The following is a 19,553-nucleotide window of genomic DNA, read 5'->3' as shown; positions in this document are numbered from 1 at the left end:
ATGCACGATCGACGCTGGCGTCGGTTCCGGACTCTGCACATCTGCGGCGTTCGCGGCGTTCCGGGTCTTGTCTGTGGGCTGGTCAGGGGGGTTGTTGGGCCCGTTATGTGCGCCCCGGCGGATGGCGTGCGCCGTGGCGGGCGCCGCGCCATGCGTCGGCGCGCGCGCGCAGCGCCGGGGTGCCGAACCACGCACCCACCTCGGTGTCGAGCCGGCGCTGCCAGTTGGGGTGGACCCGCGTGGTTCCCGGCAGGTTGGGCTGCTCGGCCAAGCCCAGCAGGTCTTCCACCGGCAGCAGCCGCATGGCGGCGGGCACCGTGCCCAGCCACGCCAGCACCGCGTCCAGCGGCGCATGGTCTGGTGCGGGCACGGCGCCGCTGCATAGTCCCGCCTCGCACAACGCCTGCCATAGCGCCACGCGCTCGCGCGCGCGGCCGGCCTGCGCCTGCGCGAGGGTTTCGCCGGGCGCCAGCAGTTGCAGCCGGTCGCGCCACGCCAGGTCCTGGCCGGCCCACCAACCGGCGACGGTGGGCAGGTCGTGCGTGGTGGTGGTGGCGACAGCGTCCGGGGGCCACGCTTGTGGCGGCAGGAAGGCCGCTGCCTCGGGCGCCGGGCCGGCCATGGAGCCAGCGTCTGCGCGCTGAGCGTCGTCCTGCGTGGCCTCCAGCACGTCGTCCTGCGCGCGCGCTTCACGCTGGAACCACAGCACGTCGATGCCGAGCACGCCGCGCGCCGACAGTGCCGCATTCAACTCCGGCGGCACCGTGCCAAGGTTCTCGCCGATGATGATGGCGCGATGCCGCCAGGACTCCAGCGCCACCAGCCGCAGCAAGTCTTCCAGCGGGTAGCGCAGGTAAGCGCCGTCGCTGGCGGGTGCGCCGGCTGGCACCAGCCATATGCGCGCCAGGCCCAGCACGTGGTCGATGCGCAGTCCGCCGGCGTGGGACAGGTTGGCGCGCAGCATCTCGAGGAACGCAGCGTAGCCGTGCCGGCGCAGCCCGCGCGGGGAGAACACCGTCACGCCCCAGTCTTGCCCGAGCGGGTTGTAAAGGTCCGGTGGCGCGCCGGCATGGAAGCCGGCCAGGGTTTCGGGCTGGCGCGTCCAGGCCTGGCTGCCGCCGGGGTCGGCGCCCACGGCGAGGTCGCGGATGATGCCGATGGCCATGCCGGCGTCGCGCGCCGCACGCTGCGCACGCGCCAGTCCGTCGTCAGCCAGCCACTGCAGGAAGCCATGGAACGCCACGTCGTCGGCATGAGATTGCGCAAAGGCGGCCACCGCGGTATCCGTCGGGGCGCGCAGCGTGACCGGCCAGCAGCGCCAGTCCGGCGCGGCATGGTGGTTGCTGCCATTGGCGCTGTCGCTGAGCCGTTGCGCCTGGATCGCCTCATAGCACCCATGCGCATGCAGCGCCGTGCCGCCGCGCGCGCGAAAGGCGGCGCAGGCGTCCAGCGCGGCGCGCGGCAGCAGGGTTTCGCGGCATTGCCACAGCCAGCGCAGGACGGCGTAGCGCAGCGGCGCCAGCGCGATCCAGTCGATCTCGCGGCGGGCGTCCAGTGCCGGCAGCGTGTCGCCTGCGCCCAGGTCATGGATGGCGGCATCCACGGCCGCCTGGCCGAACACCGCGGCGGGGTCGGCATAGAGCGGGTTCAGGAACAGCCGGCTGGAAGGCGCATACGGGCTGTAGCGCTCAGGCAGCGCGGCGAAAGGCGCATGCAGCGGGTTGATCGCAACGGCGTCGGCGCCCGCGCGGGCGGATATGGCGCAGGCCTCGGCCAGCGCGGTCAGGTCGCCCATGCCGCAGGGCGCGGCGCGGCGCAGGCTGTAGAGCTGCAGCGCCAGTCCCCACGGCGGCGTGCCCGCGCCGTCGCCGCCGCGGCCGGCATGCCGCAGCGCGTCGGCCACGCCGTAGCAGCGCCGCGGCGCCACCGCCAGCGTGGTATGGCCATCGCCCAGGTCCAGCCGGTGGTAGCCGCAGACATCAATGGCGGGCAGTTGCATCAACCCCCCGCTGGCGCCTGCGCAGCGCACCGCGGTACCGGTGATGATCGCGCCGTCTTCCAGCGTCAGCCGGTAGGCACGCTGCGGCGAGGCATGGGGCCACGGCACCGCCACCGGCTGGCCGCGCTCCGCGGTCACCAGCGGCGGCAGCGCATGGGCCGCGTCATCGGCAGCCAGCCACGCGTGCGAGGCGGCGCATTGGCCGGGGGTGGCGCAGGGCAGTCCCAGTCCGTCCAGCACGCGCCGCAGGGCCGCCTCGCTGACCTCGCGGGGCTGGTCCCAGGCATCGGTCCAGTGCGGCTGCAGGCCGGCGCGCAGCGCCAGCGCCTGCAGCGGCGAGGGTTCGCCAGCGCGGCTCACGTGTGGTCCTCCGGTGGCGCGGGGGCCTGCGCGGCCAGCAGCACCAGCGAGTGGGCGGCGACCGCCTGGGCCTCCTGCACCGGCGCGCCAGCCAGTTCGGTGTCGCTGGCCTCGGGCCGGCTGCTGTCGAACAGCAGGGCCCACGGCAGCGCGGGCTCGGGCAGCTGGAAGGTGGCGTCGCTATCACCGGCGTTGAGCAGCAGCAGGATGACCTGCACCGCGCGCGAATCGCCTGGAGCGGGTTCCGCCAGCGAACCCAGTGTCGGGCGCTCCGGTTGCGGCGGGCTGGCCGCGCGGCGCAGCGCGATCGTGCGGATCTCCGGATCGGCCCATTCTTCCGGCGTGGGGGGCTTGCCGTCGGTATCGAACCAGGCGATGTCGGCAATGCCCGGCGCCGGCGCTTCACGCCCGTGGGCAAAGCGGTCGCCGGTCAGCGCATAAAGCTTGCGGCGCAGCGCCAGCAGCCGGCGCACCATCTGCTGCAGCGGCTGCGCGTCGGGCCCCTGGGCCTGCTTCCAGTCCAGCCACGACAGCTCGTTGTCCTGGCAATAGGCATTGTTGTTGCCGTGCTGGGTGCGGCCCCATTCGTCGCCGGCGGTGAGCATCGGGGTGCCTTGCGCCAGCAGCAGCGTGGCCATCAGCGCCTGCGCCACGCGCTTGCGGCGCTCCAGGATCTCGGGATCGTCGGTGGGCCCTTCGACGCTGCCATCGGGGCTCCAGTTAGCGCTGGCGTTGTCGTCGGTGCCGTCGCGGTTGTCCTCGCCATTGGCCTCGTTGTGCTTGCCGCTGTAGCTGACCAGGTCGGCCAGGGTGAAGCCATCGTGCGCGGTGATGAAGTTGATGCTGGCCCAGGGCCGCCGGTGGCGGCGGTCGAACAGGTCGGCCGAGGCCGCCAGCCGCGCCGCCAGCTCGCCGCGGTGCCCGGCGTCGCCGCGCCAGAAGCGGCGGCTGACGTCGCGGAACTTGTCGTTCCACTCGGCAAATCCGGGCGGATGATTGCCCAGCTGGTAGCCGCCCGGGCCCAGGTCCCAGGGCTCGGAGATCAGCTTGACGCGGCTCAGCACCGGATCCTGCATTAGTGCATCGAAGAACCCCGAGCCGGCGTCGAAGCCATTGCCTTCGCGCCCCAGCGTGCTGCCCAGGTCGAAGCGGAAGCCGTCGACGTGGTAGCACTGCACCCAGTAGCGCAGCGAATCCAGCACCATCTGCAGCACGCGCGGGTGCGACAGGTTGAGCGTGTTGCCGCAGCCGGTGTCATTGATGTAGTGGCGCTCGTCGCCGGGCACCAGCCGGTAGTAGCTGGCGTTGTCCAGCCCGCGCCACGACACCGTCGGCCCCAGCTCGTTGCCCTCGCAAGTGTGGTTGTAGACCACGTCCAGGATGACTTCGATGCCGGCGGCGTGCAGGCGCCGCATCGCCACCTTGCACTCCTGCAGCTGCCCGGTGCCGAGATAGGCCGGCTCGGGGGCGAAGTAGGACAGCGTGTTGTAGCCCCAGTAGTTGCGCAGGCCACGCTCCAGCAGGAAGCGGTCCTGCAGGATGGCGTGCACCGGCAGCAGCTCGACGGTGGTCACCCCCAGCTGCACCAGGTGGTCGACAAAGCGCGGGTCGCACAGCGCGGCGAAGGTGCCACGCAGGTTGGGCAACAGGTCGTCGCGCAGCATCGACAGGCCGCGCAGGTGGGCTTCGTAAATGATGGTGGAGGGCCAGGGCACGGCCGGCGGCCGGTCGTCGCCCCAGTGGAAGCTTTCGTCCACCACCACCGCCTTGGGCATGGTCGGCGCGCTGTCGCGGCGGTCGAGCGTGAGGTCGGCGCGCGCGCTTTGCAGCCGGTAGCCGAACAGCGCGTCGGACCAGCGCACGGGGCCGCTCAGCTGGCGCGCATACGGGTCCAGCAGCAACTTGTGGGGATTGAAGCGGTGGCCGTGGCCGGGGTCGTAAGGCCCATGCGCGCGATAGCCATACAGCGTGCCCAGCGCCGCGTTGGGGAGGTAGCCGTGCCAGATCTCGTCGGTGCATTCCGGCAGCGGCAGCCGCGCCAGCTCCTTGCGGCCGTTGGCGGAGAACAGGCACAGCTCGATGCGCGAGGCGTGGGCCGAGAACACCGCGAAATTGACCCCCAGCCCGTCCCAGTGGGCACCGAGCGGAAACGGCTTGCCTGGCAGCAGCCGGTCAGCGAACGGGCGGGTCATGTCGCAGCGCCTTCGGTATCGTCACCCTGTTCGAAGCGCAGCACCAGCGTGGCCAGCGGCGGCAGCGTCAGCGTCAGCGACGCCGGCTGCCCGTGTGAAGGCACCTCCACCGCCGCCACGGCGCCGCCGTTGCCGACATTGCTGCCGCCGTACACGGCGGCATCGGTATTCAGGCATTCCCGCCATGCGCCGGCATAAGGGACGCCGACGCGGTACCCGTAGCGCGGCACCGGCGTCATGTTGGCCACCACCAGCACTACCTCGCGGCGCTCCGGCCCCGCGCGGCGCAGCCACGCAAACACGCTGTTGTGGTTGTCGTCGCCGACCACCCACTGGAAGCCGTCGGGACTGTGGTCCCGCGCATGCAGCGCGGGCAGTTCGCGGTAGAGCCGGTTCAGGTCGCGCACCAGCGTGTGCACGCCGCGGTGCATGGGCTGGTCCAGCAGCGGCCAGTCAAGCTCGGCATCGTGGTTCCATTCCTGCCACTGCGCCAGCTCGCCGCCCATGAACAGCAGCTTCTTGCCCGGATGGGCCCACATGAAGCCGTAGTAGGCGCGCAGGCCGGCAAAGCGCTGCCAGTCGTCGCCCGGCACCTTGCCGATCATCGAGCCCTTGCCGTGCACCACCTCGTCGTGCGACAGCGGCAGCACGAAGGCTTCGGACCAGGCGTAGACCAGGCCGAAGGTCATGTTCTGGTGGTGCCAGGCGCGGTGAACCGGCTCATGCGCCAGGTAATGCAGGGTGTCGTGCATCCAGCCCATATTCCATTTGAAGTCGAAGCCCAGCCCGCCGCTGGCGACGCTGGCGGTCACGCCGGGCCACGCGGTGGACTCTTCGGCGATGGTCAGCGCCCCGGGGCAGCGTTCATGGACCACCGCGTTGAGTTCGCGCAGGAAGTCCACCGCTTCGAGGTTCTCGCGGCCGCCGAAACGGTTCGGCACCCACTGTCCGGGCTCGCGGCTGTAGTCGCGGTAGAGCATCGACGCCACCGCGTCGACACGCAGCCCGTCGGCGTGGAAGTGCTCGAGCCAGTGAAGCGCGCCGGCCAGCAGGAAGCCGCGCACTTCGTTGCGGCCCAGGTTGTAGATCAGCGTGTTCCAGTCCTGGTGGAAGCCTTCGCGCGGATCCTGGTGCTCGTACAGCGCGGTGCCGTCGAACTGCGCCAGCCCGTGCGGATCGGTTGGGAAGTGCGCAGGCACCCAGTCCAGGATTACGCCGATGCCAGCCTGGTGGCAGCGGTCGATAAAGGCGGCAAAGGCCTGCGGCGGTCCCAGCCGCGCGGTGGGCGCATACAGCGACAGCGGCTGGTAGCCCCAGGAGCCGCCGAACGGATGCTCGGTGACAGGCAGCAACTCGATATGGGTGAAGCCCAATTCCTGCACGTAGGGGACCAGCCGGTCGGCCAGGATGCTCCAGCCATGCTGCCCGTCGTTGGCCGCGCGCAGCCACGACAGCACGTGCACCTCGTACACCGACATCGGCGCGGCATACGGGTCGGCGGCCTGGCGGCGCGCCATCCAGTCGGCGTCGTTCCAGCTGAACGGCGGCGCGCCCTGGCCGGGACCGGCCACGACCGAGGCGGTGGCAGGCGGCGCCTCGGTGGCCAGCGCCAGCGGATCGGCCTTGTCTGGCAGCTCGGTGCCGTGCGGGTCGAGCAGGTCGTACTTGTAGCGGCTGCCTGGCTGCGCCCCGAGCGCGGCGGGGACGAACAACTCCCAGATACCGCTGGGATGGCGCAGCCGCATCGGATGCCGCGCCGGATGCCAGCCGTTGAAGTCGGCAATCACCGAGACCCGTCGCGCATTCGGCGCCCACACCGCAAAGCGCACGCCGTCGATGCCGTCCACGCGCTGGCATTGCGCGCCCAGGCAGGCGCCCAGCTCGAAGTGCCGTCCCTCGGCGATCAGGTGCAGGTCCAGCTCGCCCAGCAGCAGGCCAAAAGCGTAGGGGTCGGCGCTGCACTGCTCGGTGCCGTCGGACCATTGCACGCGCAGGCGGTAGGCCGCAGCGCCGGTGTCGGCCCCATGCGGCAGCCGGCCGGCGAACACGCCGCCGCCGTGCAGCCGCTCCATCTCCGCCAGCGGCGCGCCGCTGGCATCGGCCAGCTGCACCGACGCCGCCCCGGGCAGGCAGGCGCGCACCAGGGTGGCGTCGCCATCCGGGTGCGGTCCCAGCACGCCGAACGGGTCGGGATGGCGGCCGCCCAGCAGGGCATCGAGTTCATGGCCTGGCAGCAGGCCCGCCTGCTGGCCGGCGCGCGTGCCGCCGTCGGTGCTGGCGGGGGGGCTCATGCCGGTTCTCCGGTCGCGGCCAGCTTGCGCAGCAGGCGGGCCAGCCCGCTGGCCGGCAGGTCGATCCACGTGACGCGGTTGGCGGCTTCGTATTCGACTTCATACGCCGCGCGTTCCAGCAGGAACAAGTCAAGCAGGGGCTGCAACTGGTCGGGCGCCACCCATGGTACTGGCGCGGCCTCCATGTGCTGGCGGTAGCAGTTCAGGAAGGCCTCGTTGGCGGTGCTGCGGAAGCGCTCCAGCAGCACCGCGCGCCGTTCGGCCAGCTGTGGCGGCAGTTCGCTGTGGGTGCGTTCGCTGCGGTCGGTGCCGACCGTGGCCGCGGCATAGTCGAGCGAGCGCAGCAGCCCCGCCACATCGCGCAGCGGCGAGGTCTTGCGCCGGCGCCAGTCCAGCGGCAGCCCGGGTTCGCCTTCGAAGTCGACCAGGTAGGTGTCGTTCTGCGCGATCAGCACCTGCCCCAGGTGGAAGTCGCCGTGAATGCGGGTCTGCAGGCTGCCCGGCGCCGCGGCGGCGAGCTGCTCGACCAGCCGGGGCAGGCTATCGCGCGCAGCCAACAGGGTTTGCACATCGGCCTCGAAGGCCGGGCTGGCCGGCTCGGTGCCGGGCCGTGGCTGCAGCCGGCTCAGGGCGCGCTGCAGCGCCTCCATGGCCTGCCCGGCCCATGCGCGTGCCTCGTCTTCGGTGGCCGGCAAGGGCGCGAAGGCGTCGTCTTCGCTGGGACGCGCCAGCACCGCATGCAGTTCGGCCAGGCGCCGGCCCAGCGTGCCGGCCAGCGCGGCGTAGCCGTTCATGGCTTCGGCGAACTCGTCCTCGCTCTCCTGCGACGGCAGTGCATCGTCGATGGCACGGCCCAGGTAGTCCAGGGTCCAGTCCCAGCCGTTGCCCTGGTTCAGGATGTAGCCCTGCAGCAGCATCATCGTGTGCGGCACGCCGTCCGGTCCGGTGCGCACCACCTCGCCCAGCAGCGCCGCGGCGTGCGCATAGCCCTGCGCGGTGAGGTAGCGCGTCATCTCGGCTTCAGGGTGAATGCCGCCCGAAAGCCGGCGCACCAGCTTGAGCACGGCGGTATTGTTGTACGACAGCGAGCTGTTGGACTGCTCGGCCGACATGTATTCGATCGGGTCGCGCTCCAGTTCCAGCGCCGCCAGTCCGGGCTCGGCGCGGAAATGGATGACGTCGTGCCCGGCGTGGACCTGTACATCGTTGCGCAAGGCGCGCACCACCTCGCGCGCGAACGGTTCGATCACGAAGCCGTCGGTGGCCAGCCCGACGCGGCTGCCCTGGCGCACGCGCGCCATCGACAGCCCATGCGCCAGTTGCGAGACCCCGTCGGCGCTTTCGCGGTCCCACAGGATGCCAACCGGCAACTGGTAGCGCTCGGTGCGCCCGGGCAGCGCCACTTCGACTTCGCCCAGGTAGATGTCTTCGCCGGCACTGCCGCGTGCAAACGGCAGCAGGTAGGCCAGCCCGACGCGCTCGATGCGCTCATGCTTGGCGCCGAACCAGCGGCGCCGGCCGATGTAGTGGGGCAGCACCTCGCTGGCCATCAGCCGGCGCGAGGCCTCGGTCAGTTCGGGCCGGCCGGTGTTCTGCATCACAAGGGTGATCTGGTCAGGCATTTGTTCAGGCGCCTCCACGTGCCACGACGGCGGCTGCGCCTCGTCGCTCAGCACGAACCAGTAGAAGCCATAGGGCGGCAGCGTCAGCAGGTAAGTCAGCGTGCCGATGGCCGGGAACGGCGTGGCGCCCATCATCTCCACGGGGACGCGGCCGTTGAAGGCGGACAGGTCCAGCTCCACCGCCTGCGGCGCGCGCGACAGGTTGGCCACGCACAGGATGTGCTCGCCCTCGAACTCGCGCAGGTACGCCAGGATCTTGCGGTTGCCGGGAAACAGGAAGCGCAGCGTGCCGCGGCCGAAGGCGCGGTGCTTGCGCCGCAGCGCCAGCATGCGCCGCATCCAGTTCAGCAGCGAGTGCGGATCGCGCGCCTGCGCTTCGACATTGACCGCCTCATAGCCATACAGCGGGCCCTGCAACGGCGGCAGCACCAGCCGCTCGGGATCGGCATGCGAGAAGCCGCCATTGCGGTCGGGCGACCACTGCATCGGCGTGCGCACGCCGTCGCGGTCGCCCAGGTGGATGTTGTCGCCCATGCCGATCTCGTCGCCGTAGTAGATCACCGGCGTGCCCGGCATCGAGAACAGCAAGCTGTTCATCAGCTCGATGCGGCGGCGGTCGCGTTCCATCAGCGGCGCCAGCCGGCGGCGGATGCCCAGGTTGATGCGCGCGCGCCGATCGGTGGCGTAGACCTCCCACAGGTAATCGCGCTCGCTGCTGGTCACCATCTCCAGCGTCAGCTCGTCATGGTTGCGCAGGAAGATGGCCCACTGGCAGTTGGGCGGCACCTCCGGCGTCTGGCGCATGATGTCGGTGATCGGAAAGCGGTCTTCGCGCGCGATCGCCATGTACATGCGCGGCATCAGCGGGAAGTGGAACGCCATGTGGCATTCGTCGCCTTCCGGGTCGGGGCCGGTCAGGCCGAAATACTGCTGCGCGTCTTCCGGCCACATGTTGGCCTCGGCCAGCAGCATGCGGCCGGGGAAATGCTGGTCGAGGTGAGAACGGATGCTGCGGATCACGGCATGGGTCTCGGGCAGGTTCTCGTTGCTGGTGCCTTCGCGCTCGACCAGGTAGGGCACCGCGTCCAGGCGCAGGCCGTCGACGCCCATGTCCAGCCAGAAGCGCATCACCGACAGCACTTCGTTGAGCACCTGCGGGTTGTCGAAGTTCAGGTCCGGCTGGTGCGAGTAGAAGCGGTGCCAGAAATATGCGCCCGCCACCGGGTCCCAGCTCCAGTTGGATTTCTCGGTATCGCAAAAGATGATGCGCGTGCCGGCGTAGGCCTGGTCATGGTCCGACCACACGTAGTAGCGGCGCGCCGCGGAGCCGGGCTTGGCCTTGCGCGCGCGCTGGAACCACGGATGCTGGTCCGAGGTGTGGTTGATGACCAGCTCGGTGATCACGCGCAGGCCGCGCGCGTGCGCCGCCGCGATAAAGCGGCGCGCGTCCGCCAGCGTGCCGTAGTCGGGGTGGACGTTGCGGTAGTCGGCGATGTCATAGCCGTCATCGCGGCGCGGCGACGGGTAGAACGGCAGCAGCCATACCGTGTCGACGCCCAGGTTGACGAGATAGTCGAGCTTGCCGAGCAGGCCGGCGAAGTCGCCCACGCCATCGCCATTGGCGTCGGAGAAGGACTTGATGTGCAGCTGGTAGATCACTGCATCCTTGTACCAGAGCGGATCGGCGTTGAGCAGGGCGGCGCTGCCGGTTTCGGTAAGGCGTTTCATCCGTGTCTCCACGTATGCCTGTCAGGCGCCGTGCGGGTCGGTCGAGACCGGCGCAGCAGGTGGGCGGGGGGCGGGACGTTCCAGCGGCTGCACATGCCAGACCGCGAACGGCAGCTGCGCCGGGTCGAGGCGGATGCGCTGGTGCTTGCCGCGCAGCGTGAAGCGCTGGCCGCGCATCAGGTCGTGCACCGTCAGGCCGGCCTGGTCGGGCAGGCCCCATTCCCACAGCGGGATTTCAATGTCGGCGTCGTGCGCGGTGCGCGGGTCAAGATTGATCGCCGCCAGCAGCACGTCGTCGCCGAACAGGTAATCGGTCCCCGGCACGAAGCGCGCGAACCACAGCACCGCGTCGCTGCCGGCCTGGTAGAAGCGCAGCCCCAGGTGGTTCTGCAGCGCGGGGTGGCCGGCGCGGATCTCGTTGAGCCGCGAGATCTCGGCGACGATATTGCCCGGCTGCTGCCAGTCGCGCACCCGCAGCTGGTATTTCTCGGAGTCCAGGAATTCCTCGCGCACCTTGCCGTCGAGTACGAACGGCGCGCTCTCGCACAGCTCGAAGCCGCTGTACATGCCCCACAGGCCGGACAGCAGCGTTGCCAGCGCGGCGCGGATCAGGAACGCCGGGCGGCCGCCGTGATGCAGGAAATAGGGATTGATGTCCGGCGTGTTGACGAAGAAGTGCGGCCGGAAAAAGTCGCGCAGCGGGCTCTGCGTCAGTTCGGTCAGGTACTCGGTCAGCTCCCACTTGGTGTTGCGCCAGGTGAAGTAGGTATACGACTGGCTGAAGCCCAGCTTGGCGAGCCGCGCCATCATCTTGGGCCGGGTAAAGGCCTCGGCCAGGAAGATAGTGTCCGGGTGGCGCGTGCGCACGTCGGCGATCATCCATTCCCAGAACGGCAGCGGCTTGGTGTGCGGGTTGTCGACGCGGAAGATGCGGATGCCGTGGTCGGCCCAGAACATCACCACGTCGCGCAGCGCCTGCCACAGCGCGGCACCGGCCGGCGGCGCGGCGTAGAAATCGACGTTGACGATGTCCTCGTACTTCTTCGGCGGATTCTCGGCATAGCGCAGCGAGCCGTCGGGCCGGTGCGCGAACCACTCCGGGTGGTCCTTCAGCCACGGATGGTCGGGCGAGCACTGGATCGCGAAGTCCAGCGCCAGCTCCAGGCCGTTGGCGGCGGCGGCGTCGATCAGCCGGCTGAAATCCTCGAAGGTGCCAAGCTCGGGATGCAAGGCATCATGGCCGCCTTCCGCGCCGCCGATCGCGTAAGGGCTGCCGGGGTCGCCGGGCTCGCTGCGCAGGCTGTTGTTGCGGCCCTTGCGATGGATGCGGCCGATCGGGTGGATCGGCGGGAAATACAGCACGTCGAAGCCCATCGCGCGGATCGCGGGCAACCGCGCGATGACGTCGTCGAAGGTGCCATGGCGCTGCGCATCGTTGCTTTGCGAGCGCGGAAAGAGCTCATACCAGCTGGCGAAACGCGCGGCCAGCCGATCCGCCTCGACCGGCATTGCCACCGGATGGCGCGAGGCGAACGGCCTGCCGGCCGCGGTCTTCATCACGGCGCGCATCGCCACGGCGGTGCGTTCGGACAGCAGCAGTTGCAGGCGGCGTTCGTCGTCGCCGGCGGCCGCGGTCAGTTCGTCGACGATGGCGGCGAGCTCGCTGTCCGTGGCTCCCTGGTTGGCCTTCTTGCCGTTCTTCCTGCCGTTGCCCTTTTTTCCGTTCCCTGCCGGCAGCAGCGCGTCCGCCACCAGCCGCGCACCTTCCTCGGTTTCCAGCGCAACGTTGAGTCCCGCCGCGCGCTTCTTGCCGATCTCGTCGAGCCAGCTGGCGAAGGTGTCGCGCCAGGCCTCGACGGTGAATTCATGCCGGCCCAGCGCCACCAGCGGGAAGCTGCCTTCCCAGCGGTCGTTGATGCCGGGCTGCATCGGCGCTTCATGCCAGTCGCTCTCGCCCGGCGCGCGCCACAAGACCGCGGCGGCCAGTTTGTCGTGGCCATCCATCCAGATATCGGCGCTGACGGTAACGCGTTCGCCCACCACGCGGCGCACGGCGAAGCGGCCGGCGTCGCAGGCGGGCTCGACCCGTTCGATGGCGATGCGCGGTGCCTCGATGGCGGCCACCACGCTGCCCAGGCCCGTGACCGCCAGCGTTTCGTGGCCATGCGGCGCAGTCGCGTCGGGCCGCGGCATGCCGGGCCGGCTCAGCGGCACCGGCGGCACTTCGTAAAGGCGGATGTCCGCCGGCGCCAGCGTGATGCTGGAGAGCGCATCGAGCCGACTGGTGCCGTCGATCGTGCCGCCGGGACCTCCCACTGCGGGTTCCAGGCGCGCACTGGCATGCGGCATGGCACTGAGCACGCGGTCGGCGCCCAGGCTGGCCGGTTCCATCGGATCGGGGTTGAGCACCACCGCCAGCGCCGGGCCGCCATCCGGCACCGCCGGATCATCCCGGCGCGGCGTGGCATCGGCACTGCTGCAGTGCCCGTTGGGTGCGGGCAGGCGCGCCAGTACCGTGAGCGGCGCGTCGGGCCCGCTCAGCAAACGCACCGCCAGGGCCGGCGCGGGGTCGCGCGCGGCCAGCCAGGTGTTGGCCTCGAGCACTTCATGCGTAATGTCGTAGGGCACGCCGTCATGCACGTGGCCGTCCGGGGCCAGCGGGTCGCGTGCCTGCGCGCCGCCGGTCTCGAATCCCGCCGGCACCAAAATGCCGTCACCGATCGCCGCGGCAGTCCACAGCGCGCGCCGCGCGCTGAGCGCGTCATGGCGGGCGGGCGCCAAGGCCGGCGCCGCCAGCACCCGGCCCAGGCGGCGCAGCCGCGCCATTTCCTCGGTCAGCCAGGCGCTGCGGTAGTCCCACCATGGCAGCGAGCAAAAGGCGCCGTCGAAGCCGGCGGGCGCCAGTTCGTCCAGCTGTGCCGGCGTCAGCCCCGGGGTCCAGGCGAGAAAGCGTGGCGTGCCCCGCGCCGTTTCCGGTACCGCATCGCCGCGCAAGGTGGCCAGCAGCGTGGCCCAGCACTGGCCGGGCACGCGGGCCGGCGCGCGGCAGCAGAAGCCCGCCGCGCCCGCGGCCCAGGCCATGCGCAGCCGCGCCGCCCACCATTGCACCAGCGCTTCGGCAATCTGCCGGTCATGCCAGCGCAGGCGCGTGCCGGGGATGTGGTTGTCGGTCTCGTGCGGCGCGAAGGCGGGCGCCGCGGTGTCGATCCAGGCGGCATCGGGGAGGTCGTCGGTCCCCGCGGCGCCATCCGCCATATAGCGGTCCAGTGAAATGTCGAGCAGGGGGGCCAGTCCATGCCGGGCGCACGCAGCGAGCGTGTCGTCCCCAGGCAGGTGCGGCCAGCCGCCGATCAATACGTGGTCGAACCCCAGCGCCGCCACGCGCTGCAGCGCGTGCTGATCGGCTTCGGGCGTTCCGGTCAGGTCGATCTGGCAGATCCGCACATGTCCTCCCGGTGTTTCGCTCCGGCGGAGCAACAAAAAACCCGGAGCGGCGCCTTGCGGCCAGCCGCCGGGATGGCACTGCCATGCGAAGTGCGTGCCAGCGCGCCTGCGCGCCAGCACGGGGCAGTTCGGCGAGGCCCTGCAAGGCCGTGCGGCGCGACAGCGCATGTGCCGGTTGTGCCGCAGCTTGTAAAAACTACTGGTGGCTGCCGTGCCGATGGAAATATCGCGCAGGGCCACGCGCCCGGTGCAGGCCCGGTGCGTTCCCGGTATGTTTCTTGCCCCTCTGCGCCTGTGCGTGCCCATTGCCGGCACGGTGGCAAGCCATCAAAAGGGGGCCCATGGATCAATGGCTAGAGGCGGCGCAATGGCCGGCAATGGTGGTGACGGTACTGGCGACCTGGCTGGTCGGTTCGCGATCGATCGCGCGGCGGCGCGCCGGCTTCTGGGTGTTCCTCGCCAGCAACGTGCTGTGGATTGCGTGGGGCTGGCACGGCGACGCCTATGCGCTGATCGCGCTGCAGCTGGCCCTGATCGCCATGAACCTGCGCGGCATGCGCGAGGCGCGCAAGGCGTGGCAGGCCGCCGCGCGGCGCGCCTTCCCTGCAACGGGCGCAACTGGCGCCACGCGGGCCGAGCCGTTATCCTTGGACCAGTCCGGCATGCGCCGCATGCCCGGCGCCAACGCGCAGCCGCCGGCAGCCGCCGGCTCCGATCGCTGACTTCACGGTCCGCCTGCGGACCAGGGCAGGTGTGCCATGGCGAAGAAAAAAATCGTGTTGCTCAACGCGCTGCTCGCAGCCTCGCGCGAGGGCGAGCTGGGCTGCCGCCGCGCCGCCACGGCGGCGGCGAACCCCCACCTCAAGTCCGTGCTGACCAGCCGCGCCAATGCGTTCGCACAGGCCGCGCATGAGCTGCAGGCGTGCCTGCTCGACCTGGGCGAGGTGCCGCAAGCATTGCCCGCGCCGGCCGCTTGTGCGGCCTCCGCGGCGGGCGGCATCGGCAAGCACAGTTCCGACCGTTCCATCGTGCAGGCCATCAGCAAGCGCGAGCACGCCGTGCAGCGGCGCTATGCGCGGGCGCTGCGCACGCATGTGCTGGGCTCGCGCGTGCGCGCCGTGGTGCGGCGCCAGTATCGCGGCGTGCAGGTGAACCACGAACTGTTCCGGGTGCTGCGGCAGCAGTACCGCGCGCCGCAGGCGCGGCCCTAGCCCGGCCTGCATCGGGCCACAGTACTGCCATGCCGGCCGACCTCCATGCCTTCGAACATGCTGCCCGGCTCGTACTGATGTACGGGCTGGTGCCGCTGTGGCTGCTGGCGGGCCTGGGCGACTGGCTGTGCCACCGGGCCACGCAGATCGAACGCAACGCCGGCGTCGCCGAGTCTCTGCTGCACATGCTGATGCTGGCCGAAGTGGGCCTGCCGCTGCTACTGGTGCTGTTCCTGGAGGTCAACGCGCTGGTGATCGCGGTGGTGCTGGCGGCGCTGGTGGTGCATGAGGTCACCGCATGGTGGGACGTGCATTACGCCAGCACGCGCCGCCACATCGCCCCCGTCGAGCAGCACATGCACAGTTTGCTCGAAGTGCTGCCTCTGGCCGCGGCGTCATATGTGGTGGTGTTGCACTGGGACCAGTTCCTGGCCTTGTTCGGACGCGGCACCGAGCCGGCGCGCTTGGCGCTGGCGTTGAAGGCGGAGCCGCTGCCGCCGGTTTATCTGGCGGGCCTGCTGGTGGCCGTGGTGCTGCTGGCGGGTTTGCCCTACCTGGAGGAGCTATGGCGCTGCGTACGCTGGCGCCGGCGCGAACGCGAGGCCTTGCTGGCGCAGGCGACGCGGGCCATGCGCGGCGGCGGCTGAGTTCCCGCGGCGCCCGGCGACCGGATCATCCCATCCGGCTGCGGGCGCGGCGGGTTAAGTGGCAGGTAAAGACGCTTCGGGGCGCTTACTGCTTCGGCGCCGGATTCGGCGAATCGCCCTTGGGCCCGCTTGGCGCGTCGGCGGTCGGTGCGGGCGGCGCGCCTTGCTCGCGTGGCTTCTTGCTGCGGGCGGTGTTCGATGTCTTGTCCGATTTGGACTTGGACTTCTTCATGGTGTCCTTGGCACCCGGGCCGGAAGCGGCGCCCATGTCGGTGGCGGCCGGCTGGTTGCGCGTGGCCGGGGCGCCTTCGATCGGCGGCACGCTGGGGTTCGGCGCGTTCGGTGAAGCGGGTGCTTGTTGGGCAAAGGCCGGCAGGCAGAGCGCGGTGCCGACGACCAGTGCCGTGGTAGCGAGAGTGCGTTTCATGATGGTCTCCATTGCAAGACTACGTCGGTCGGGCCCAGGGCCCTCGGGGTTGCCAGCGTGCCGTTTCGGCGCGCCGGCGATTCATGCGCGCGCGTCACGGCCTTGCCCGCTGCGCGCCAATTCGTGGTAATGGCAGATTCGGGCCAGGGCCCAGTCGGCGGCGGCTTCACGCACGGCATTGCGCGCGCCGGCAAAGCGGCGTGTTTCGGTAAAGGCCGCAATTCCCGCCGCGTGCGACACGACGTCGTGCGCGGCATGGCCGTGGCGGCGGAACACCCAGGCAAAGCATTGCGTGCCGGCGGGGATATCGCCGTCGCCGCCGCCATCGGCAACCCCGGTGTTGGCGATCGCGAGGTCCGCGCCGGTCAGTTGCATGGCCCCGCGCGCCATCGCCAGCGACACCGCCTCGCTGGTCAGGCCATGGCGCCGGATAGTCTCGCGCGGGACGTGCAGCAGTTGCTCCTTGGCTGACGGCGAGTAGGCCACGATCGCGCAGCGCAACACGTCGCCGCAGCCGGGCACCTCGGCGATACGCGAGGCGATCAGGCCCGCGGTGCAGGATTCCGCCGTGACCACGCGCAGCCCATGGCGCAGCAGGTAGCGTGCGATGCCGAGGTTGTCGCTGCCGCCAGCGCTGCCATGGCTCATCGCCGCGCTCCCGATGCCCGCGCCGGCACGCCGTTGCCGCGTGGGACCGAACCGGTGGCCGTGCGTGGCGGCGCGGACGCGGGTTCCGCCCGCTGCGCGCGAACGAACGTGACCTTGCCATCGCGCTCCAGCACCACCCGCCTGAGATCATCGAAGCTGTCGGTCTGCAGCGTCGCGCGCAGATTCGCCTTGAGGTCTTCCTCGGTGAGCATCGCGCCGCGGATGCGCTCGCGGTCCAGCTCACCCGCGCGCATCAGGTCCAGCGCGTCGCCAGCGGTGGCCCGGTCGAATGCGGGAGAGCGGCTCGACAGCCAGCCGACGGCCCGGTGCAGCAGCACCAGCACCAGCGCCGCGGCAAAGGCCACCGAGAATGACGTCGCCCCGACCACCGCACGCGAAAGCACCGCGCCCAGCAACAGCACGATGCACAGGTCGAACGAGGTCTTCTGCGCGAAGGCACGCCTGCCGGCCAGCCTCAGCAGGGCCCAGGTGCCGGCGAAAACGAGGGCGGCGCGTACGCCGGCCTGCCACCAGGCCAGGTCGTCGCCGTCGCCCAGCACTCCGCGCATCGCCTCGGCAATCACTTGCATGCTCTCCATTGCGGTATCCGCAGTCGATTTCCCGGCAAGGCGGCAGGTTTCGTGCCAGCACCGTCGCTGCCACACCCAGCTGTGCTGCAGGAATGCACGCGACCGGGATCGGCACCGGCGGATTGAAATGCGGGGAAAAATGTACATGCAGCGGCGGCCCGCGCCTGTAAAAGCTGCGCGCCGCGCGCAGCGCACACGTGGCGCGGCGGTGGCGCTCATCTTGCATGTCTGCGCGCAATGACCTGTACGGAGACCGCCATGCCTGATCAGCCGCCAAAGCCGCGCACGCCCCCCGACCGGCCCTCGCGCGATGCGCCGCGCGCGCCGCGCCACGCTGGCGACCCCGAGGACGTGCGCAAGGGCCAGGTAACCAGTGCGCTGCCGCGCGGGGTCTTTCGCCAGCGCTTCCTGGCCCGTTTTACCGATGCCGCCTACCGTCAGGAGGACGAAGCCCTGGATCGCCTCGAGGGCATTGCGTGGCAGGCCTACCAGGAAGGCCGCAAGGCACCGCTTACGCACAAGGCGGGCGCGGGCTATGCCGACCCGGATTACGACCTCTCCGACGAATGGCGCGCCGCCAGCGAGGCGGTGCGCGTGGCCCAGCAGCGCCAGACCGATCCCGCCACCCGCTCGCGCGTGCTGCTGGTCTGCGCCGGCTCGCGCAATGACTACACGTGCCCGGGCGAGATGTCGAAATCCTGGCGCCTGGCGGGGCGCGCGCGCGAACGGCTGGAAGCGCAGGGCGTCGAGGTCGACCTGCTCGACCTGAGCCGCCTCACCTCCGACGCGCACCTGCACATCCATCCGTGCAAGGGGTGCGTATCGACCGCGATGCCCTTGTGCCACTGGCCGTGCAGCTGCTACCCCAATCATGCGCTGGGCCAGGTCAATGACTGGATGAACGAGATCTACCCGCGCTGGGCGGCCTGCCACGGCGTGCTGATCGTCACGCCGGTGTACTGGTACCAGGCCAGCAGCCCGCTCAAGCTGATGATGGACCGGCTGGTGTGCGCCGACGGCGGCAACCCGGACCCCACCACCACGCATGGCAAGGACGTGGTGCGCGCCAAGGCGATCGAGCTGTCGGGCTGGGACTATCCCAAGCACCTGTCCGGGCGCGCCTACGGACTGGTGGTGCATGGCGACGTCGCCGGCATCGAAGGCGTGCGCCGCGCGCTGTCGGACTGGCTGGACTGGATGGGACTGGTCGATGCCGGCGCCCAGGCGCGGCTGGACCGGTATATCGGCTACTACGAGCCGTATGCCACCAGCCACGTCGCGCTGGACCACGACACCGGCGTGCAGGACGAAGTCGACAACGTGGCGCGCGCACTGGCCTGCGCGGTGGCGCAACTGCGCCGGGGCGAACTGCGCCAGCCCGACCGGGACCTGGTGCCGCCGCGGCAGAAATAGCGCAACCGGTGACAGCAAGCCCGCTGGCCGTTGCGGCGGGACCAACGGAGGCAACGATGGATCGCAGAGACAACTGGCGCGACCGCCCATGGCACGAGAGTGCCGTGCCCGAGGCCGATATGCGCAGCCACTACGTGGGTGCCTATGGCGTCTATGACTATGACCAGCCGGTGGACCCCGGCGAGTTTGGCCCCGGCCGCGATGCCGGAGCATGGCGGCCGCATGATACCCAGACCGCGCGACCGCGGGACATGACCGATCCCTACCGCCAGTTCACCGGCTACAACGAGCGCATGGACCTCTACCGCGGTGGCACGGAGCACCGGCGGCCGGTCGGGCCGCGCAACTACCAGCGCAGCGATGAACGGATCCTGGAAGACCTGTGCGAGCAGCTGACGCGCAGTGGCCGGCTGGACCTGAACGAGGTCGAGGTGCGGGTCGAGCAGGGCGTGGTCACGCTGGAGGGCAGCGTCCCGGGGCGGCACCAGAAGTACCGCATCGAGGATATTGCCGATGAGGTCTTCGGCGTCAGGGACCTCGTCAACCACTTGCGCGTGGCACGGCCGGCCGGGTCGGAGGCCCACCCCGGCCACGGCATGCGCATGTATTGAGGCCGTCGCGCGGAAACTTTGCCCATGCCCGATTCGCTGAAGACGGACAATCCGCGCGGCAACGCCGCGGGCGCGGCGGACACGGCCTTGCAGGCATCGCTGTGCGCGCGCCTGTGGGAGACCGGACTCGACCTCAGCGAGATTGCGCTGGACGTGGCGCAAGGCCGCGTCACGCTTCGCGGCGCGATCGGCAGCGCCGCCGACCGCGACGCGGTCGAGGCCTGCGTGCGCGCGAGTGCCGGCGTGCGTGACGTCATCAATCACATCGAGGTCGCGCCTGACCGCACCGGGGGCTGAACTGGCGCGCTGGCATGGGATTCGCAACGGAGCCAGTTCCGGCCGCTGCCACACGCCGCTGGCCGTTCACGAG

14 protein-coding genes are annotated in these 19,553 nt (G+C 70.5%); 6 read left to right on the top strand and 8 right to left on the bottom strand.

Annotation, left to right across the window (positions count from 1 at the left end; genetic code table 11):
- Nucleotides 1-103: 103 nt before the first annotated feature.
- The 5 genes from malQ to E5S69_RS03610 are packed head-to-tail and all read right to left on the bottom strand — an operon-like array spanning nucleotide 104 to nucleotide 13,636.
- A complete protein-coding gene (gene malQ, locus E5S69_RS03630; protein WP_171513627.1) occupies nucleotides 104-2,359 on the bottom strand; it encodes a 4-alpha-glucanotransferase in 2,256 nt (751 codons plus the stop codon).
- The gene (gene glgX / locus E5S69_RS03625; RefSeq protein WP_171513626.1) at nucleotides 2,356-4,551 is read right to left on the bottom strand and encodes a glycogen debranching protein GlgX; all 2,196 of its coding nucleotides are present in this window, start codon (nucleotides 4,549-4,551) and stop codon (nucleotides 2,356-2,358) included. Before glgX ends, malQ begins: the two co-directional genes overlap by 4 nt.
- Nucleotides 4,548-6,842, bottom strand: a complete 2,295-nt coding sequence (glgB, locus tag E5S69_RS03620; protein ID WP_171513625.1) for a 1,4-alpha-glucan branching protein GlgB — start codon at nucleotides 6,840-6,842, stop codon at nucleotides 4,548-4,550. The genes glgX and glgB overlap by 4 nt, the downstream gene beginning before the upstream one ends.
- Nucleotides 6,839-10,192 carry a maltose alpha-D-glucosyltransferase gene (gene treS / locus E5S69_RS03615; protein ID WP_171513624.1) on the bottom strand — a complete coding sequence of 1,118 codons (3,354 nt, stop codon included), beginning with the start codon at nucleotides 10,190-10,192 and terminating at the stop codon, nucleotides 6,839-6,841. Before treS ends, glgB begins: the two co-directional genes overlap by 4 nt.
- A 21-nt stretch (nucleotides 10,193-10,213) precedes the next feature.
- Nucleotides 10,214-13,636, bottom strand: coding sequence for a maltotransferase domain-containing protein (locus E5S69_RS03610; protein ID WP_171513623.1), 3,423 nt, complete (start codon nucleotides 13,634-13,636; stop codon nucleotides 10,214-10,216).
- Between the two features lie 341 nt (nucleotides 13,637-13,977).
- Between E5S69_RS03610 and E5S69_RS03605 the strand changes: the two genes are divergently transcribed.
- Genes E5S69_RS03605 through E5S69_RS03595 form a run of 3 tightly spaced genes read left to right on the top strand, consistent with a single transcriptional unit; the run spans nucleotide 13,978 to nucleotide 15,494 of the window.
- Nucleotides 13,978-14,358: a hypothetical protein gene (locus E5S69_RS03605; RefSeq protein WP_171513622.1), complete on the top strand. Its 381-nt coding sequence runs from the start codon at nucleotides 13,978-13,980 to the stop codon at nucleotides 14,356-14,358.
- Between the two features lie 36 nt (nucleotides 14,359-14,394).
- Entirely contained in the window at nucleotides 14,395-14,847 is a 453-nt protein-coding gene (locus tag E5S69_RS03600) for a PA2169 family four-helix-bundle protein (RefSeq protein ID WP_171513621.1), read from the top strand.
- Nucleotides 14,848-14,876: 29 nt separating this feature from the next.
- Nucleotides 14,877-15,494 (top strand): diguanylate cyclase, encoded by a 618-nt coding sequence (locus tag E5S69_RS03595; protein WP_171513620.1) that lies wholly within the window; start codon nucleotides 14,877-14,879, stop codon nucleotides 15,492-15,494.
- An 85-nt stretch (nucleotides 15,495-15,579) separates the two neighbouring features.
- Here E5S69_RS03595 and E5S69_RS03590 read toward each other — a convergent pair whose 3' ends face one another.
- From E5S69_RS03590 to E5S69_RS03580, 3 genes are all read right to left on the bottom strand, one after another.
- The gene (locus tag E5S69_RS03590; protein WP_171513619.1) at nucleotides 15,580-15,921 is read right to left on the bottom strand and encodes a hypothetical protein; all 342 of its coding nucleotides are present in this window, start codon (nucleotides 15,919-15,921) and stop codon (nucleotides 15,580-15,582) included.
- Nucleotides 15,922-16,002: 81 nt separating this feature from the next.
- A complete protein-coding gene (locus E5S69_RS03585; RefSeq protein WP_171513618.1) occupies nucleotides 16,003-16,569 on the bottom strand; it encodes a CinA family protein in 567 nt (188 codons plus the stop codon).
- Nucleotides 16,566-17,159, bottom strand: a complete 594-nt coding sequence (locus E5S69_RS03580; protein ID WP_236901187.1) for a DUF421 domain-containing protein — start codon at nucleotides 17,157-17,159, stop codon at nucleotides 16,566-16,568. The genes E5S69_RS03585 and E5S69_RS03580 overlap by 4 nt, the downstream gene beginning before the upstream one ends.
- Before the next feature lie 258 nt (nucleotides 17,160-17,417).
- On the opposite strand from E5S69_RS03580, the gene E5S69_RS03575 reads away from it, so the two are divergent.
- Genes E5S69_RS03575 through E5S69_RS03565 form a run of 3 tightly spaced genes read left to right on the top strand, consistent with a single transcriptional unit; the run spans nucleotide 17,418 to nucleotide 19,480 of the window.
- Complete coding sequence (locus tag E5S69_RS03575; RefSeq protein WP_171513616.1) at nucleotides 17,418-18,572, top strand: flavodoxin family protein; 1,155 nt, start codon at nucleotides 17,418-17,420, stop codon at nucleotides 18,570-18,572.
- A gap of 56 nt (nucleotides 18,573-18,628) precedes the next feature.
- Nucleotides 18,629-19,183: a BON domain-containing protein gene (locus E5S69_RS03570; RefSeq protein WP_171513615.1), complete on the top strand. Its 555-nt coding sequence runs from the start codon at nucleotides 18,629-18,631 to the stop codon at nucleotides 19,181-19,183.
- Nucleotides 19,184-19,207: 24 nt separating this feature from the next.
- Nucleotides 19,208-19,480: a BON domain-containing protein gene (locus E5S69_RS03565; RefSeq protein WP_171513614.1), complete on the top strand. Its 273-nt coding sequence runs from the start codon at nucleotides 19,208-19,210 to the stop codon at nucleotides 19,478-19,480.
- Nucleotides 19,481-19,553 lie beyond the last annotated feature (73 nt).

The sequence above is a fragment of the Cupriavidus necator genome (assembly GCF_013141915.1).
Lineage (GTDB): Bacteria > Pseudomonadota > Gammaproteobacteria > Burkholderiales > Burkholderiaceae > Cupriavidus > Cupriavidus necator_B.
This window is presented reverse-complemented; position numbering and strand designations above follow the sequence as displayed.